This is a genomic window from Limnohabitans sp. (assembly GCF_030158565.1).
Taxonomy (GTDB): Bacteria; Pseudomonadota; Gammaproteobacteria; order Burkholderiales; family Burkholderiaceae_C; genus Limnohabitans_A.
On the sequence record NZ_JAOASQ010000070.1, the window covers coordinates 34921 to 51308 of the forward strand.

Below are 16388 nucleotides of genomic sequence, written 5' to 3' on the forward strand. Positions count from 1 at the left end.
ACGGCTCAGGCTTTGGCGCCCACGGCGGTCCACTGGCTGGCGTGCTCGGTCAGCCAGTCGCTGGCCTGGGTGGGGTGACCCAACTGCATCGGGTGAAAGTCTTTGCGGGTGTATTCCCACACAGGCTTGGCGACACGCCAGACCATGCCGCGCCGACCGAACAGGAACTTGCTGGCAGACCACCATGTAGAGGGTTTGAACAGCGTTTTGTCGTGCCACAGGTTGTTGACCGTTTGGCGAAACACATCGGTGCTGAACTGGATCGTGACGTACCAGAACCAGCGCATGCGCCAAGCGTGGTTGCCGCCCAGACGTTGGTACAGGTCGAAAGCCACGCATTTGTGCTCGGATTCTTCGGCCGCGTGCCAGCGCCACAGGGTTTTGAGGGGTTCTTCGGCGCCCGCAAACCAGTCGCCCGGTTGATCCAGATTTTCCAGGGTCAGGTCGCCAAAAATCGATGTGAAGTGCTCAAAGGCAGCCGTGATGGCCAATTCATGCAGGTGACCCTTGGCGCTTTTGCTGAAGAACTCTTCTCGGCCTTTTTTCAGGCGGCGCTCTGCGCGAGGCCCCCAGTGGTTGACCAAGCCTTGTTTTTCAAGGTGTGCGTTGTACAAGCCGTGCAGGTGGCGGTGCGTGGCCTCTTGGCCGATGAAGCCTTTGGCGACACTTTTGAGGTCGTCGTTTTCGGGGGTGTCGGGCAAGGCTTTGGCGCCGTTTTTCACCGCATCAATGAAAGACTGTTCGCCCACCGGGAAGCTCATTGACAGCGCATTGGTGTACGCCGTCAAAAACGCGTCGCCACCATTCCAGTGGCGCGAAAAGCCTTTGGACAGGTCCACGGTAAGTCTGCGGACGGTCAAGTCGGTGGGGGCCTGTGCGGTGTTGGGTTTGGCTTTGGCTTTGGCTTGCATGGTGTGGTTTTCGTGATCGAGCAGAATATGAGCATTATTCAGCTTTTCGGGCGCTGCACAACTCGCAATCCGCTCAGATATTCTCAAGGCCATTGCCATGCCATCTTCCAGACCCGCCAGCAAGCCACAAGCACCGCCCGCCGGGCGTCGCCAGCCGACGCAGGCACGAGCGCAGCAGACGATTCAAACCCTTTTCAAAGCCGCTGCTCAGATTTTGGACAAGGAAGGCGAGGCCGGTTTGACCACCAACAAGGTGGCTGCCGTCGCCGGTTTTTCGATTGGTACGCTTTACCAGTACTTTCCCAGCAAGGAAATGCTGGTGCGCGCCATGTCCGCGCGCGGGCAAGATCTGGTGTTGCAAGAGCTGGAGGGGTATTTGCGCGAACTGGAAACCTGCGCCGATGTGCAACACATGGATGGCCGTGAACTGTTGGGCAAAGCCATCCACATCTTGTTGCAGGGTTTTGCCAAGGGCAAAGGCCTGAGCCAGACCCTGATCCGACTTGGCTGGACACTGGAGCAACCCGACGAAACCGCCAACGCGGTGCGCCAAGTGGCAGACCGCTTGGCGATCTTTTTCGAGCGGATCGCCCACCCCGCGCTGCAAACCCCCAGCGCCGCGCAGATGTTTGTGCTGACGCGCTCGGTGATCGGGACTTTGCGCAGCGCCAGCCTCGAAAAGTCACCGCTGCTGGGCAGCCCTGCGTTTGAAGATGCACTCACCCAAATGGCCTGGGCCTTGCTGGCCAAGCCAGGTATGGACCCCCGATCAAGTCGGGGGTGACAAGCTTTCAACGTCATGCCCGGTTTGACGGGGTATCCACGCACGCACAAGCGCCCCTTCGATGTCATACCCGGCTTGACCGGGTATCCACGCACGTTTGATGTCATACCCGGCTTGACCGGGTATCCATGTCAGTCGAAGGCCATGCTCGCCGATCTAGTCGCGGGTGACAGCAGGCCCTTCAGGCCGCAGGCTTGACTTTGGGCGCACGCCCCATCAGGTAAAACTCGGGGTTGGGCATCATGCCGCTGAAGCTGGCCATGCGGTTAGACAGCCCAAAGAAAGCGGTGATGGCCGCAATGTCCCAGATGTCTTCGTCGTTGAAGCCGTGCGCGTGCAGGGCGGCAAAGTCGGCGTCTTCCACCTCGTCGGAGTGGTTGCAGACCTTGAGCGCAAAGTCGAGCATGGCGCGCTGGCGCGGTGAGATGTCTGCTTTGCGGTGGTTGATGGCCACCTGGTCAGCCACCAAGGGTTTCTTTTCGTAAATGCGCAAGATGGCGCCGTGTGCCACCACGCAGTACAGGCAATGGTTGGCCGCGCTGGTGGTGGTCACGATCATCTCGCGCTCGCCCTTGGTCAGGCCGCTCTCGCGGCCCACCGACTCGGGCACCATCAGGGCGTCGTGGTAAGCAAAGAAAGCGCGCCACTCGGCCGGGCGGCGTGCAAACGCCAAAAACACATTGGGCACAAAACCCGCTTTTTCCTGGACTTCGAGCACTTTGGCTTTGATGTCTTCGGGCAAATCATTGATTTCGGGGGCGGGGTAGCGTGTTGTCATGGGTGTGCTCGTCAAGGGTTTCAAAATGTTTATGCTTGGCTCATTTTCTACCAAATGGAGTTTCACCATGACTGCTTTGAACACCCCTGTTGCCCATTCAGCGCCGCTTGAATGGCCAACCGACACCGATTTTCAAAACGGCTTGGCCACCCGCAGCCAAGTCGTGGGCACCGATTACGTCGAACGGGCCCTGGGTGGCGCGACCGAGTTCACCCAGCCCATGCAAGAGTTCATCACGCGCAACGCCTGGGGCAATGTCTGGCAGCGTCCGTGGCTTGACCTCAAAACCCGCAGCCTGATCACCGTGGCCATGCTCACGGCCCAAGGCAAACAGCAAGAACTCAAAGCCCACATTCGCGGCGCGCTGACCAATGGTGCCACCCCGGAGGAAATCCGCGAACTCATGCTGCACGCCACCGTTTACTGTGGTTTTCCGACGGCGATTGACGCTTTCCGCTGCGCCACAGAGGTCATCGAGCCCAAGACTTGATGGCTTGAGTAACCTAGGCATCACGCTTGCATTGACGGTTCAGTGCTTTTCCCTCATCTTCGGATAAGGAGACAAAGCATGGAATTTTCAGAACTCATCAAGGCCCGCAAAAGCGTTCGCGGTTACCAGCAAAAACCGGTCCCCCGCGAGGTGATCGAAGAAATCCTCGCGGTGGCCAAATGGTCGCCTTCGTCGATGAACACGCAGCCCTGGCATGTGCATGTGGTCACCGGCGAGCCGCTGGAGCGCATCCGCCGGGGTAACACCGAGAACATGGTCAAGGGCGTGCCGCCCAAGCGCGACTTTCCGATGAAAGAGGCCTACGAGGGCATCCACCGCAAGCGACAGGTGGACATCGCGATCCAGCTCTTCGACGCCATGGGCATCGCGCGCGACGACAAAGAGCGCCGCACCGATTGGGTGATGCGGGGGTTTCGGCAGTTCGATGCGCCTGTGTCCCTGGTGCTGACCTACGACAAATACCTGGAGCCCGCCGCCATCAGCCAGTTTGACCTGGGTGCCTTGTCGCACGCCATCGTGCTGGCTGCCTGGGAGCGGGGCCTGGGCACCGTGATCAACGGCCAGGGCATCATGCAGTCGGCCGTGGTGCGCGAGCATGCGGGCATTCCTGACGACCAGAACATCATGATCTGCATCGCCATGGGCTACCCGGACGAATCCTTTGTGGCCAACACCGTCAAGTCGGTGCGCGAAGACGAAGCCAATTTTGTGCGTTACGTCGGTTTCTGAACCTGTCATTGACCGGGTCGCCATCTTGCGATGGCGGCCTTTTCTTTCCGTCCCTTGGAGCAAAGTCCCCATGAACCTGAGCAAAGAAGAGCTGGCTTTCCGCGACGAAGTGCGCGCCTTTTTGGCGGCCGAGCTGACCGACGAGATCCGCCTGGGCGGGCACCGCACCTCGGGCATTTTTTCGGACTACGAGGTCGGCATCCCGTGGCAGCGGATTTTGGCCAAGCGCGGCTGGGCTGCGCCACACTGGCCTGCAGAGTGGGGCGGCTGCGGCTGGACCCCGCGCCAACACGACATCTTTGCCAGCGAGATGGCGGCGGCCGACGCCCCCAAGGTCTCGCCCCTGGGCCTGGTGATGGCCGCGCCCGTGCTGGTGGCGTTTGGCACGCAGGCCCAAAAAGAGCGCTGGTTGCCCGACATCCGCAACGGCGTGAGCTACTGGTGCCAGGGCTACAGCGAGCCTGGCTCGGGCTCCGACCTGGCTTCGCTGCAATGCCGCGCCCGCCGCGAAGGCAAGGAGTGGGTGATCAACGGCTCCAAAATCTGGACCACCCACGCCCACCGCGCCACGCACATGTTTTGCCTGGTGCGCACCGACAGCAGCGGCAAGCCGCAGCAAGGCATCAGCTTCTTGATGTTCGAGCTGAACAACCCTGGCATCCAGATCCGGCCGATCATCAGCATCTCGGGCGACCACGAATTCAACCAGGTCTTTTTTGACGAAGCCCGCGTGCCTGCTGACGCCCTGATCGGCGAAGAAAATCAGGGCTGGACGATTGCCAAATTCTTGTTGGAGCACGAGCGGGGTGGCTCGTCTGCGCCGTTCTTGCGGGGGCGTCTGGCGCGGCTGCACGAGTCCTTGAGCGAGGCGTTTGTATCAGGACACGCAGACTCCGAGCGTGAAGACATCGCCTTGACCCTGGCCAACGCGCAGTGCCGCATCGACGCCTTGCACGCTTGGGAACAACAGGTGTTGATGGCTCGCATTGGCGGCGGCGTGCCGCCTTGCTGGCTGCCCGCAGCGCCATCCATGGGCAAGCTGCTGGCCACCGAGCTCAAGCAGCACCTGACCGAGCTGGGCCTGAGCATTGCTGGCCCTTACGGTGCCACCAGCCTCACGGTGGAAGAGGCCAGCGCCCATGCGCTGCCTGTGCCCGAAGAGTCGGTGTTCGCCACCCGTGCGTATTTGAACGACCGCGCCGCCTCGATTTATGGCGGCACCAACGAAGTGCAGCGCAACCTGATCGCCCGCCACATTCTGGGCGCCGAGGTGGTGGAGCCTGTGGTGCCCACCGACGAAACGCAGGCCATGCTCTTGGCCAGTCTGCAAGGCTGGCTGCAAGACAAGTTGCCCTTCGACAAACGCGCACAAATGATCGCCAGCCCCGAGGCGATTGCGCCACTGTGGCAAGGCCTCACCCGTGAGCTGGGCCTGTTGGGCGCGGCGCTGCCCGAAAGCCTGGGGGGCATGGGCGGTGGTTTGCCCGAGCAAATGCTGATTTGCCAGGCCTTGGGCGCGGCCTTGGTGGCCGAACCCTACAGCAGCACCGCCGTGTTGGGCGCCACCTTGCTGCAAGCGCTGAGCGACCCGGCCGTTGATGCTTTGCTGCAAGGCGTGGCCGACGGGCAGGTGCGCCTGGCCGTGGCGGCGCTCGAGCCTGCTGGCCGCACCGACCTGAGCCGGGTGCAGACCCGCTTGCACAACGCGAACGGCCAGTGGCACATCAGCGGGCGCAAAGCCCTGGTGCGCGGCGCAAGCGGTGCCACGCACTGGCTGGTGAGTGCGCGAGACGATGCGGGCCAGCTGCGCATTTGCCTGATCGACCCCGCATCCGGCGGTGTGCAGCGGCGCGATGTGCGTTTGATTGACGGTGCCTGGGCCGCCGAGTTGGCCTTTGACCAAACGCCCGTGCAGGCCGTCCTGGGCCAGGGCGATGCGCTGGCCGCACTCACGCAAGCGTGGGACACGGCCACCCTGGCCGCAGGCGCCGAAGCTGTGGGCGTGATGCAGGCCCTGATGCGCGACACGCTCAACTACACCAGCCAACGCAAACAGTTTGGCCAGCCCCTGGCGGCCTTTCAGGCCCTGCAACACCGCATGGCCGACATGTACCTCGCGCTGGTGCAAGCCGCGGCGGCGGTAGGCGCCTGCGCCGATGTGGCGGGCGACAGCCCGGAGCGCCGTGCCGAGCGGGTGTCATCGGCACATGTGACGGTGCTGCGTGCGGCCCGCCTGGTGGGGCAGGGCGCTGTGCAGTTGCACGGCGGCATGGGCATGACCGACGAGCTGGCCGTGGGCCATGGCTTCAAGCGGCTCACGGTGATCGAACAACAGTTTGGTGGGGTGGCGCAGCACTTGCGGCGGGTGGCGGGGTTCTCCCGTGACTGAGGCTTTGGGCGTTCAGCCCCGCATCAATTTTTGAATCAAATCCGCCGCCCCTGAGGCTTGGTATTTGCGCATCAGCTTGACGCGGTAAATCTCCACCGTCCGGTGGCTGATCCCCAGAGCTTTGCCGATCTCTTTGCTGGTCAGGCCGTCCATCAAATGGGCGGCGACTTCGCGTTCGCGCGCGGTGAGTTCGGCCTTGACGGGTTTGCGCTCCGACAGGTCTTCAAAAGTCCAGATGCCCGCTTCGTGCGGGGCGTCGCGGTTCAGGGCTCGGCCTGTCACATGGCACCAAAAAGTTTCGCCCTTGAAGCGGCCGTCCACCCGCTTCATGACGCGGTCGTCGGCGTACACGCCCTTGGCGTTCAGGATGGGGGTGATGCGCTGGCCGGTGCGTTCGTATTCGTCGGCGCTGGGGTAGAGCAGCTGGAAGGTCTGGCCGATCAGCTGTTCGCGGGGCACGCCAAACATCTCGCACATCCGTTGGTTGCAGTCGACCATGGTGCGGTTGCGCGAGAGCACCATGCCGATGGGGGCCAGGTCAAAGGCCAGGCGGTAATCGATGTCGTTCGTCATGGTGGGATACCAAGGAAGGTGTCATCGCGAGGGTAGCGTGGCGATCCAGTGTTTCGGTTGACTGAGGGCAGACCATTACGAAAAACTACGTATGAGAATACGTAGTATCGTAGCGCTTTCATCCTTTCCTGGAGACCGGTGTGAACAAGATTTTTCCCTCCGCAGCCGAAGCCCTCAAGGGCATCGTGGCTGACGGGCAACTCATTGGCGTGGGCGGCTTTGGCCTGTGCGGCATTCCCGAAGCCCTGATCGACGCGCTGCGTGACAGCGGCGTGCAGAACCTGACCGCGATTTCCAACAACGCGGGCGTGGACGATTTCGGCCTGGGCAAGCTGCTGCAGACCCGACAGATCAAGAAAATGATCTCGTCCTACGTGGGCGAGAACAAGGAGTTCGAGCGCCAGTACCTGGCGGGCGAGCTGGCCCTGGAGTTCACCCCCCAAGGCACGCTGGCCGAGAAGCTGCGTGCGGGCGGCGCGGGCATTCCGGCTTTCTTCACCAAGACCGGCGTGGGCACCCTGGTGGCCGAAGGCAAGGAGCTGCGCGAGTTTGACGGCGAGACCTATGTGATGGAGCGCTCGCTGGTGCCCGATGTGTCGCTGGTCAAGGCGCACCGCGCCGACAAGTCTGGCAACCTGCAGTTCCGCTACACCTCGCGCAACTTCAACCCGGCGGTGGCCATGGCCGGCAAGATTTGCGTGGTCGAGGTCGAAGAGATCGTGGAGACCGGCGACATGCACCCCGACAGCGTGCACCTGCCTGGCATTTATGTGCACCGCATTGTGCTGAACGCAAAACCGGAAAAGCGCATCGAAAAACGCACCATCACTGAAAAGGCAGGAGTCTGATATGAGCTGGAGTCAAGACCAAATGGCCGCCCGTGCGGCCCACGAACTGGAAGACGGTTTCTATGTGAACCTGGGCATCGGCATCCCCACGCTGGTGGCCAACTTTGTGCCGGCCGACAAGGAAGTCTGGCTGCAAAGCGAAAACGGCATGCTGGGCATTGGCCCCTTCCCGACCGAAGACGAGGTCGATGCCGACCTGATCAACGCGGGCAAGCAGACGGTGACGACCATCAAGGGCTCGTCGATTTTTGGCAGCGAGCAGTCGTTTGCCATGATCCGTGGCGGCAAGATCAACCTGTCCATCCTGGGCGCGATGCAGGTGAGCGAAAAGGGCGATCTGGCCAATTGGATGATCCCCGGCAAGATGGTCAAGGGCATGGGTGGCGCGATGGACCTGGTCGCAGGCGTCAAGCGCGTGATCATCCTGATGGAACATGTGGCCAAGAAAAAAGACGGCACCGAAGACCTGAAGATTTTGCCCAGCTGCACCTTGCCTTTGACCGGCGTGGGCGTGGTGGACCGCATCATCACCGACTTGGCCGTCATGGACGTGACCGACGCGGGCCTCAAAGTGGTGGAGCTGGCCCCGGGCGTGACGCCAGAGGTGCTGCAAAGCAAGACGGGTGTGAAGCTGATGTTCTGATCAGCCGTTTGTTTTGATTTGACTAAAGCCGCGTATATCGCGGCTTTTTTAATGGTTTCAATGCATTAAATGATTAATAAATACCCATTGAAATATTTTTATATATCGTTTATATTCAAAAATTAAGCAATCATGATTTATTGAGTCAACTTCTTGGTATGAACAACCCATCTTCTGATCGCTCGCGGGGCGACTTGCTGCGCAGCCTGCGAGAGGCTCAGAACTTGGATGTTGCAGAAGTGGCTCGGCTTGTTAATTTGTCATCTGGGCAAGTGTTTGAGTTGGAGTCCGGTGAATTGACCCTTGGTGGGCGCTCCTTGTTTTACACCGTAGCCATCAAGGAAAAAGCAGCATCCAAACTTGCGCAAGTGTTGGGTGCAGATGCCAAAACGCTCTGGGGTAATCAGGCGCTGCCTGCAAAGCATTCCAAGGGAGGATTGCCAGATTTACAGATACTGGACGATTTGGCTGACTTACTGAAGAAGCAATCGCAAGCCAGAGAACTATCGTCGGGTGAGCGTATCTTCTCGTGGAAATGGGCTACTGCCCTTTTTGCTGCTTTGTGGCTTGCGGGTGCCGTTGGTTTTTATGGTCAAGCCGTTACAGCTTGGTTCCAATCTCAAAAAATCTTTGAAACGTTCTCTGCTCCGGCACCAACACCCGTAGCTGTAGACGCCAAGTCACCGGATTCGACCCCATCGGAAGTGCCACCAGCCCATGCGGTGTCACAGACCTCAGAAATGGCCGCATCTGTCGCAGAAACATTGTGTGACAGCCAAGTGTCGCAGACCACAGTCACCCCAAGTCAACCGTCCAAAGCGGGAAACAGTGTTCATTTGGTGGCTTTGGAAGACTTGTCGATGTGCATCATTGATGGTGCAGGCAAGAAAACACCCCTGACGCTCAAGGCTCAAGAGTCAAAAACTATTTTGGGGAAATCCCCTTGGCATTTGCACATCGACAAGATCGTGTCCATGCAGATGTTCTTTCAAGGCCAAAAGATTTATTGGCCAGATGGTGAGCCCCGAGCCTTGCTGCTGAAGGAAGTTCCCGGAGAATATTGAAACCCGTAGATTGCAAAGACAAATAAAAGGCCCCAATGATGGGGCCTTTTGAATGGGGCGCGCTCAATGCCTGAGTTGGGCTTGTAGTTGTGCGACCAGTTGGCGCAGTTGATGGTTTTCGGCCCTCAGGGCTATCACCTGTTCTTGAAGGCCATGGATGGATGGGGCTTCAGTTGTTGCACTTGGCTCAGCCTCGGACAGCATGGGTATGGCCATGGCATTGGCCCGTTTGACATCGCGCACGCGCTTGGCCACTTGTTTGAGCTTGTCCTTGCCGGCCAACGCTGCATTTTTTTGTTCCTCAAGAGGCAGCGTGGCCACTGCTGCGGCAGCATTGATGGAAATGTCGCCTGCTTTGACTGCTGCGACCACTTCAGGCGCGGCTTGCTTTTGGATCTTTTCGATTTGCATGACCTGCGTGCTGCTCAATCGTGCGGCTTTGGCGATATCGGTGCGGTTCTTCAACGCTTCCACGTCAGTGGATTCAGATAAGCTGTCTCGGACAAAAGCGCCATTTTCAGCAACCACTGCAGCTTGGCGTTCTTCCAGAATTTCGCGTTTGCGCAAAGCCAGCACACCGCGCTGGAAGTCAGAGACACTGCGCCGTCCCAGGTGCTGGTCAATCATCCACAGATGCACATCCTCCATGGATCTGAACTTTGTGTGCTGCACTGTCTGAAAGGGCAGACCGTGCTTTTGGCAGATGCCGTACCGGTTGTGCCCATCCACCAGCACATCGCCCCACAAAACCAGGGCATCTCGGCAACCCTCTGCCAGGATGCTGCGCTCCAGTGCGTTGTGCTCATCGGGCGTCAAGGGGTCGATGTAGGCCTTGAGTTCTTCGTTGACGATGATGTTCATGGTGAGGGCTTTGTCTGTTTCGGAAATGCCGAAGGCCCCTTGCGGGGCCTTCATGGAACTGGAGCGGGTGATGGGAATCGAACCCACGTTATTTGCTTGGGAAGCAAGAGTCCTACCATTGAACGACACCCGCGATTGCCCGATTGTACGTTGTCCCCAAGTGCCTGGTTTGTGCGCGGAACAGTCTCACGTGTGACGAATTTCAAGCGATGTGCAGGCTTACCCGGTGGACGTCCGCTTGTACTTCGCGTAACTTGGACTTTTCTGCACAACCGAAGTTTTTGAACATGACCATTGATCTCCAGACCCTGAACAAAACTACCGATGCACAACGGCGTAAAGCCTTGCAAGGCATGGCCGGCATTCTGGCTGGCATGAGCGCTCCTGCGCTGATCAGCGCGCCTGCTTGGGCACAAGACAAATTTCCCAGCAAAGCCATCACCCTGATTGCACCCTGGCCGCCCGGTGGCAGCAGTGATGCGGTCATGCGTGCTTTTGCCGAGAGTGCCTCGCGCGTCCTGGGCGTGTCGGTCATCGTGGACAACCGGCCCGGTGCTGGCGGTACCTTGGGCGCTACGGCGATGGTCAACGCCCGGCCTGATGGCTACACCCTCACGCAGCTGCCGCTGGGCGTGTACCGATTGCCTCACATGCAAAAGATGCCGTTTGATCCGGTCAAGGACCTGACGCACATCGCTTGCCTGACGGGCTACACCTTTGGCTTGGTGGCCACCATGGATGCGCCGTTCAAGACCCTCAAGGAAATGGTGGCATATGCCAAGGCCAATCCGGGCAAAGTCGAGTACGGCAGCACTGGCACCGGCACCACGCCTCACTTGGCCATTGAAGAGTTCTCGCAAAAGGCGGGCATTGAACTCAACCACATCCCCTACAAAGGTTCTGCTGAATTGATGCAAGCCATTTTGGGCGGGCACATCCGCGTCATGAGCGGCACCACCGAATTCGCGCCGCTGGTCAAAGAGGGCAAGTTGCGCTTGCTGGCCACTTTGGGGCGTAACCGCACCAAGGCCTTTCCGGACATTCCCACCGTCAAGGAAAGCGGCTGGGACACCATCACCGAGTCGCCCTTTGGCATTGGCGGCCCCAAGGGCATGGACCCGGCCGTGGTGCGGGTGCTGCACGATGCCTTCAAGAAAACGCTGGAGGACCCCAAGGTGCTGGAAACCCTGGACCGTTTCTTCCAGCCCGTGATCTACATGGGCACCGAGGAATACACCCGCTACGGACAGCGCACGTTTGAAGCCGAGCGCGCCACCATCGAGCGCCTGGGCTTGGCCAAGAAGGCATGAAAAAGGCACCCGAAGGTGCCTGAGTCCAAGATGCCAAAGCCGCCAGAATTGCTGGCGGCTTTTTTCATTTCAGGATGTCGCCCACGCAGAGGTACTTGATCTCCACATAGTCCTCAATGCCGTGGCTGGAGCCTTCGCGGCCCAGGCCCGACTGCTTGACGCCACCAAAAGGCACGTGCTCGGTGGCCAGAATGCCCACGTTGATGCCGACCATGCCGTATTCCAGCGCTTCGCTCACGCGGAAGATGCGGCCCACGTCGCGGCTGTAGAAGTAGCTGGCCAGGCCAAACTCGGTGTTGTTGGCCGCACCCACCGCTTCTTGCTCGGTCTTGAACTTGAAGATGGGCGCAAACGGGCCGAAGGTCTCTTCTTTGGCGCAGACCATGTCGGCCGTCGCATCGGCGATCACGGTGGGTTCAAAAAACTGGCCGCCCAAGCGCTTGCCACCGGTGAGCACGCGGCCGCCTTTGGCAATGGCGTCTTTCACGTGGCGCTCGACTTTGTCGAGGGCGGCGGGCTCGATCAGTGGGCCCTGGTTCACACCATCTTCAAAGCCGTTGCCCACTTTGGCGGTTTTGACTTTGGCGGCAAATTTGGTGGCGAACTCTTCGTAGACGGCTTCTTGCACATAGATGCGGTTGGAGCACACGCAGGTCTGGCCCGCGTTGCGGTACTTGCTGGCAAAAGCGCCTTCGACAGCGCTGTCGATGTCGGCGTCTTCAAACACGATGAAAGGCGCGTTGCCGCCGAGTTCCAGCGACATTTTTTTCACGGTGGGTGCCGACTGCGCCATCAGGATGCGGCCCACTTCGGTGGAGCCGGTGAAGCTGATGTGGCGCACCACGTCGCTGGCGCACAGCACCTTGCCCACGGCAATCGAGTTGTCGCTGTCGGCCGTGACCATGTTCAGCACGCCTGCTGGAATGCCTGCGCGGATGGCCAACTCGGCCGCAGCCAGAGCCGTGAGCGGGGTCAGCTCGGCGGGCTTGATGATGACAGGGCAGCCTGCGGCCAGCGCCGGGGCCACCTTGCGGGTGATCATGGCCAGAGGGAAGTTCCAGGGCGTGATGGCCGCGCACACGCCAATGGCCTGGCGCAGCACCAGCAGGCGGCGGTTGTTGTCGAACTGGGGCAGGGTTTCGCCATTGATGCGTTTGGCTTCTTCGGCAAACCACTCCACAAAGCTGGCGCCATAGGCCACTTCGCCCCGTGACTCGGCGATGGGCTTGCCGTTTTCGGCGGTCATCAAGCGGGCCAGGTCTTCGGTGTTGGCGATCAACAGGTCAAACCATTTGCGCAGGATGATGCTGCGTTCCTTGGCGGTCTTGGCGCGCCAGGCAGGCCAGGCGGCATTGGCGGCGGCAATGGCCGCTTCGGCTTCAGCAGCGCCCAAGTTAGCCACATCGGCCAGGTGGCCGCCCGTGGCCGGATCGGTTACGGCAAAGCGCTGGCTACCGGCCACCCACTGGCCGTTGATCAGCGAGTCGGTCTTGAGCAAAGTGGCGTCCTTGAGCAGGGCCAAGGGTGAAGTCTTCATGTCCATGGGGTCTCCTTTAATTATTTAACCTGTTAAATAAATTGTGCCATGTTTGCGAGCTTATCGCTCAGGCCGAGCCGGGGCTGTCACACAGACAACTGGGGCAGGGGCAAACTTATAATCACCGGTTGCACTAGAAAGCTGTCAAGACCATGAGCCAAGCCCTTATTTCCGTTGCCGACATCCGCAAGACCTTTTTGGACTTTTTCGCGTCCAAGGGGCACACCGTGGTGGCGTCCAGCCCCCTGGTGCCGGGCAACGACCCGACCCTGATGTTCACCAACTCGGGCATGGTCCAGTTCAAGGACGTGTTTTTGGGCTCGGACAAGCGCTCTTATGTGCGCGCAGCCTCCGTGCAGGCCTGCCTGCGCGCCGGTGGCAAACACAACGACCTGGAAAACGTGGGCTACACCGCGCGCCACCACACCTTCTTCGAGATGCTGGGCAACTGGTCGTTTGGCGACTACTTCAAGCGCGAGTCGCTCAAGTGGGCCTGGGAGCTGCTGACCGAGGTCTACCAGCTGCCGAAAGAGCGTCTGCTGGCCACCGTGTACGAAGAGGACGACGAGGCCTACGACATCTGGACGAAAGAGATCGGCCTGCCGCCCGAGCGCGTGATCCGCATCGGCGACAACAAGGGCGGGCGTTACAAGAGCGACAACTTCTGGATGATGGCCGACACCGGCCCCTGCGGCCCGTGCTCCGAGATCTTCTACGACCACGGCGACCACATCGCCGGCGGCCCCCCGGGCAGCCCCGATGAGGACGGCGACCGTTTCATCGAGATCTGGAACAACGTGTTCATGCAGTTCAACATGGCCGAGGACGGCTCGGTCACGCCGCTGCCCGCGCCCTGCGTGGACACCGGCATGGGCCTGGAGCGCCTGGCCGCCATCCTGCAGCACGTGCACAGCAACTACGAAATCGACATTTTTGACGCACTGATCAAGGCCGCCGCCCGTGAGACCGGTTGCACCGATCTGAGCAACAAGTCCCTGCGCGTGATCGCTGACCACATCCGCGCCACCGCGTTTTTGGTGAGCGACGGTGTGGTGCCCAGTAACGAAGGTCGTGGCTACGTGCAGCGCCGCATCGTGCGCCGTGCCATCCGCCACGGCTACAAACTCGGCAAGAAGTCGCCTTTCTTCCACAAGCTGGTGCCCGATCTGGTCAAGCTCATGGGCGCGGCTTACCCCAATCTGGCCGACCAGGCCGACCGCATCACCGACATTTTGCGCATCGAAGAAGAGCGTTTCTTCGAGACGCTGCAAAGCGGTATGCAGATTCTGGATTCGGCCCTCGAAGGCGGCGTGAAAGTGCTGCCCGGCGAAGTGGCCTTCAAGCTGCACGACACCTATGGCTTCCCGCTTGACCTGTCGGCCGACGTGTGCCGCGAGCGCGACCTGAGCGTGGACGAAGCCGATTTCGCCGTGGCCATGGAAAAGCAAAAGGCCCAGGCCCGCGCAGCAGGCAAGTTCAAGATGGACAAGGCGCTGGACTACACCGGCGAGGGCAACGACTTTGTGGGTTACGAAGACCTGACGGCCAACGCCAAGGTGCTGGCTTTGTACGCCGACGGCAATGCGGTGACCGAACTGAAGGCCGGTCAGGCGGGCGTGGTCGTGCTGGACACGACACCGTTCTACGCCGAGTCCGGCGGTCAGGTGGGCGACCAGGGCATGATCCACAACGCGGGCGGCCAGTTCAACGTGGCCGACACGCTCAAGATCAAGGCCGATGTGTTTGGCCACCACGGCGAAGTCAAATCCGGTAGCCTGAAAGTGGGTGACGCGGTGCAAGCCCATGTGGACATGGACCTGCGCGCCGCCACCGTGCGCAACCACAGCGCCACCCACCTCATGCACAAGGCCTTGCGCGAAGTATTGGGCAGCCATGTGCAGCAAAAGGGCAGCTTGGTCAACGCCGAGCGCACCCGTTTTGACTTTGCGCACAACGCACCCGTGACCGACGCCGAAATCCGCCAGATCGAAGCCCAGGTCAACGCCGAAATTTTGGCCAACGCTGCGGCACAAGCGCGTGTGATGGACATCGAAAGCGCCCAGAAAACCGGCGCCATGATGCTGTTTGGTGAGAAGTACGGCGAGACCGTGCGCGTGCTCGACATCGGTTCCAGCCGAGAACTGTGCGGCGGCACCCACGTCAAAGCCACCGGCGACATTGGCCTCTTCAAAATTGTGAGCGAAGGCGGCGTTGCCGCAGGCGTGCGCCGCATCGAAGCCGTGACCGGTGCCAACGCACTGGCCTATCTGCAATCGCTCGAAGACACCGTGACGCAAGCGGCTGGTGTGCTCAAAGCGCAGCCCGCCGAGCTGAACAACCGCATCGCCCAAGTGCTGGACCAGGTCAAAGCGCTGGAGAAAGAACTGGCCGCTGCCAAAGGCAAGCTGGCTTCGGCCCAGGGCGACGAGTTGGCCAAGCAGGCCGTGGACATCAAAGGCATCAAGCTCTTGGTGGCCACACTGGAAGGGGCCGATGCCAAAACCCTGCGCGACACCGTCGACAAGCTCAAAGACAAGATCAAGACCGCTGTGATCGTGCTGACCGCTGTGGACGGCGAGAAGGTGCAGATTGCTGCGGGCGTGACCGCCGACACCATGGGCAAAGTCAAAGCCGGCGAGTTGGCCAGCTATGTGGCGGGCCAGGTGGGCGGCAAAGGCGGCGGCAAGCCCGACATGGCCATGGCCGGTGGCACCAACCCCGCAGCTTTGCCTGCAGCGCTGGCCAGCGTGCAAGCTTGGGTGACTGAACGGCTCTGATCGGGGTCCGGCTTGAAACTCTTTTTCAAGCTTCAGGCGGTGTCATGTTGAAAAACGGACGCCGCTTTTTCTTGCGCCTGTGCTTGGCTTTGCTGGCTTGTCTGGCGCAAAGCTTGGCGCATGCCCAGTTCGACAAAACCCCTTGGCTCCGCACGCAGGCCACGCCCGCCATCGACATGGTCGACCTTCATGGCCACCGCTGGACCAGCGCTGCGCTGAAAGGCCGGGTGGTGGTGCTCAACTTCTGGGCCACTTGGTGCGGGCCATGCAAAGAGGAAATGCCCTCTTTGCAGGCCTTGCAAAAAGACCCAAGCCAAGGCCCAAGCGACGCGAGTCCAGCGGTCGTGATCGGCATCAATGTCAAAGAAATGCCCAGTACGGTACGCCGATTTTTGGCGGCGCAGCACCTGGATTTGCCGGTGGTGCTGGACCCTCAAGGCGATTTGACGCGGCAGTGGGGCGTGCGCATTTACCCGACCACGGTCTTGATCGGGGCGGATGGCCGGGCGCGTTGGCGTGTGGTGGGCGACCTGGATTGGAATGGTCCCATCGCTCGGGCTTGGGTGAAGGAGTTGCAAGCCCTGCCCGCGATATCCAAGTCGGGCTCCAAGTAAACCTCTGGTGCCCGCACCCGTTCAATCAGGCCGACGCGGTCGGTCATAATCGCCGGGCC

At 60.5% G+C, this 16388-nt stretch carries 15 protein-coding genes and 1 tRNA gene; 10 read left to right on the forward strand and 6 right to left on the reverse strand.

Annotated elements, in window-relative coordinates; translation table 11 throughout:
* Positions 1-5: 5 nt before the first annotated feature.
* The gene (locus Q1W40_RS14240) at positions 6-911 is read right to left on the reverse strand and encodes a metal-dependent hydrolase (RefSeq protein WP_300713190.1); all 906 of its coding nucleotides are present in this window, start codon (positions 909-911) and stop codon (positions 6-8) included.
* Positions 912-1008: 97 nt separating this feature from the next.
* Between Q1W40_RS14240 and Q1W40_RS14245 the strand changes: the two genes are divergently transcribed.
* Positions 1009-1695 (forward strand): TetR/AcrR family transcriptional regulator, encoded by a 687-nt coding sequence (locus Q1W40_RS14245; RefSeq protein ID WP_300713192.1) that lies wholly within the window; start codon positions 1009-1011, stop codon positions 1693-1695.
* 181 nt (positions 1696-1876) lie between these two features.
* Here Q1W40_RS14245 and Q1W40_RS14250 read toward each other — a convergent pair whose 3' ends face one another.
* Positions 1877-2473 (reverse strand): peroxidase-related enzyme, encoded by a 597-nt coding sequence (locus Q1W40_RS14250; RefSeq protein WP_300713194.1) that lies wholly within the window; start codon positions 2471-2473, stop codon positions 1877-1879.
* 67 nt (positions 2474-2540) lie between these two features.
* Between Q1W40_RS14250 and Q1W40_RS14255 the strand changes: the two genes are divergently transcribed.
* The 3 genes from Q1W40_RS14255 (at position 2541) to Q1W40_RS14265 (ending at position 6102) form a co-directional block, all read left to right on the forward strand.
* Positions 2541-2963, forward strand: a complete 423-nt coding sequence (locus Q1W40_RS14255) for a carboxymuconolactone decarboxylase family protein (RefSeq protein WP_300713196.1) — start codon at positions 2541-2543, stop codon at positions 2961-2963.
* A gap of 78 nt (positions 2964-3041) precedes the next feature.
* Positions 3042-3713, forward strand: coding sequence for a nitroreductase (locus Q1W40_RS14260; RefSeq protein WP_300713198.1), 672 nt, complete (start codon positions 3042-3044; stop codon positions 3711-3713).
* A 70-nt stretch (positions 3714-3783) separates the two neighbouring features.
* Positions 3784-6102, forward strand: coding sequence for an acyl-CoA dehydrogenase family protein (locus Q1W40_RS14265; RefSeq protein ID WP_300713200.1), 2319 nt, complete (start codon positions 3784-3786; stop codon positions 6100-6102).
* A gap of 12 nt (positions 6103-6114) precedes the next feature.
* On the opposite strand, the gene Q1W40_RS14270 is transcribed toward Q1W40_RS14265, so the two are convergent.
* A complete protein-coding gene (locus Q1W40_RS14270) occupies positions 6115-6675 on the reverse strand; it encodes a LuxR C-terminal-related transcriptional regulator (RefSeq protein WP_300713202.1) in 561 nt (186 codons plus the stop codon).
* Positions 6676-6815: 140 nt separating this feature from the next.
* Between Q1W40_RS14270 and Q1W40_RS14275 the strand changes: the two genes are divergently transcribed.
* From Q1W40_RS14275 to Q1W40_RS14285, 3 genes are all read left to right on the forward strand, one after another.
* Positions 6816-7523, forward strand: a complete 708-nt coding sequence (locus tag Q1W40_RS14275) for a CoA transferase subunit A (RefSeq protein WP_300713204.1) — start codon at positions 6816-6818, stop codon at positions 7521-7523.
* A gap of 1 nt (position 7524) precedes the next feature.
* Positions 7525-8166, forward strand: coding sequence for a 3-oxoacid CoA-transferase subunit B (locus tag Q1W40_RS14280; RefSeq protein WP_300713206.1), 642 nt, complete (start codon positions 7525-7527; stop codon positions 8164-8166).
* 158 nt (positions 8167-8324) lie between these two features.
* Positions 8325-9230 (forward strand): helix-turn-helix domain-containing protein, encoded by a 906-nt coding sequence (locus Q1W40_RS14285; RefSeq protein ID WP_300713208.1) that lies wholly within the window; start codon positions 8325-8327, stop codon positions 9228-9230.
* 63 nt (positions 9231-9293) lie between these two features.
* Here Q1W40_RS14285 and Q1W40_RS14290 read toward each other — a convergent pair whose 3' ends face one another.
* A complete protein-coding gene (locus Q1W40_RS14290) occupies positions 9294-10091 on the reverse strand; it encodes a plasmid replication/partition related protein (RefSeq protein ID WP_300713307.1) in 798 nt (265 codons plus the stop codon).
* Between the two features lie 59 nt (positions 10092-10150).
* A tRNA-Gly gene (locus Q1W40_RS14295) sits at positions 10151-10224 on the reverse strand.
* Positions 10225-10378: 154 nt separating this feature from the next.
* On the opposite strand from Q1W40_RS14295, the gene Q1W40_RS14300 reads away from it, so the two are divergent.
* On the forward strand, positions 10379-11401 hold the full coding sequence (locus Q1W40_RS14300) for a tripartite tricarboxylate transporter substrate binding protein (RefSeq protein ID WP_300713209.1): 1023 nt from the start codon (positions 10379-10381) through the stop codon (positions 11399-11401).
* Between the two features lie 64 nt (positions 11402-11465).
* On the opposite strand, the gene Q1W40_RS14305 is transcribed toward Q1W40_RS14300, so the two are convergent.
* Positions 11466-12944: an NAD-dependent succinate-semialdehyde dehydrogenase gene (locus Q1W40_RS14305; protein ID WP_300713211.1), complete on the reverse strand. Its 1479-nt coding sequence runs from the start codon at positions 12942-12944 to the stop codon at positions 11466-11468.
* Between the two features lie 146 nt (positions 12945-13090).
* On the opposite strand from Q1W40_RS14305, the gene alaS reads away from it, so the two are divergent.
* On the forward strand, positions 13091-15715 hold the full coding sequence (gene alaS / locus Q1W40_RS14310; protein ID WP_300713212.1) for an alanine--tRNA ligase: 2625 nt from the start codon (positions 13091-13093) through the stop codon (positions 15713-15715).
* A 44-nt stretch (positions 15716-15759) separates the two neighbouring features.
* On the forward strand, positions 15760-16329 hold the full coding sequence (locus Q1W40_RS14315; protein ID WP_300713213.1) for a TlpA disulfide reductase family protein: 570 nt from the start codon (positions 15760-15762) through the stop codon (positions 16327-16329).
* The last annotated feature ends 59 nt before the right edge of the window (positions 16330-16388 follow it).

Excerpts from the sequence above, each read along its gene's own strand:
- Q1W40_RS14240 (WP_300713190.1), bottom strand. The coding sequence starts at position 911 with ATGCAAGCCAAAGCCAAAGCCAAACCCAACACCGCACAGGCCCCCACC.
- Q1W40_RS14245 (WP_300713192.1), top strand. The coding sequence starts at position 1,009 with ATGCCATCTTCCAGACCCGCCAGCAAGCCACAAGCACCGCCCGCCGGG.
- Q1W40_RS14250 (WP_300713194.1), bottom strand. The coding sequence starts at position 2,473 with ATGACAACACGCTACCCCGCCCCCGAAATCAATGATTTGCCCGAAGAC.
- Q1W40_RS14255 (WP_300713196.1), top strand. The coding sequence starts at position 2,541 with ATGACTGCTTTGAACACCCCTGTTGCCCATTCAGCGCCGCTTGAATGG.
- Q1W40_RS14260 (WP_300713198.1), top strand. The coding sequence starts at position 3,042 with ATGGAATTTTCAGAACTCATCAAGGCCCGCAAAAGCGTTCGCGGTTAC.
- Q1W40_RS14265 (WP_300713200.1), top strand. The coding sequence starts at position 3,784 with ATGAACCTGAGCAAAGAAGAGCTGGCTTTCCGCGACGAAGTGCGCGCC.
- Q1W40_RS14270 (WP_300713202.1), bottom strand. The coding sequence starts at position 6,675 with ATGACGAACGACATCGATTACCGCCTGGCCTTTGACCTGGCCCCCATC.
- Q1W40_RS14280 (WP_300713206.1), top strand. The coding sequence starts at position 7,525 with ATGAGCTGGAGTCAAGACCAAATGGCCGCCCGTGCGGCCCACGAACTG.
- Q1W40_RS14285 (WP_300713208.1), top strand. The coding sequence starts at position 8,325 with ATGAACAACCCATCTTCTGATCGCTCGCGGGGCGACTTGCTGCGCAGC.
- Q1W40_RS14290 (WP_300713307.1), bottom strand. The coding sequence starts at position 10,091 with ATGAACATCATCGTCAACGAAGAACTCAAGGCCTACATCGACCCCTTG.
- Q1W40_RS14300 (WP_300713209.1), top strand. The coding sequence starts at position 10,379 with ATGACCATTGATCTCCAGACCCTGAACAAAACTACCGATGCACAACGG.
- Q1W40_RS14305 (WP_300713211.1), bottom strand. The coding sequence starts at position 12,944 with ATGGACATGAAGACTTCACCCTTGGCCCTGCTCAAGGACGCCACTTTG.
- alaS (WP_300713212.1), top strand. The coding sequence starts at position 13,091 with ATGAGCCAAGCCCTTATTTCCGTTGCCGACATCCGCAAGACCTTTTTG.
- Q1W40_RS14315 (WP_300713213.1), top strand. The coding sequence starts at position 15,760 with ATGTTGAAAAACGGACGCCGCTTTTTCTTGCGCCTGTGCTTGGCTTTG.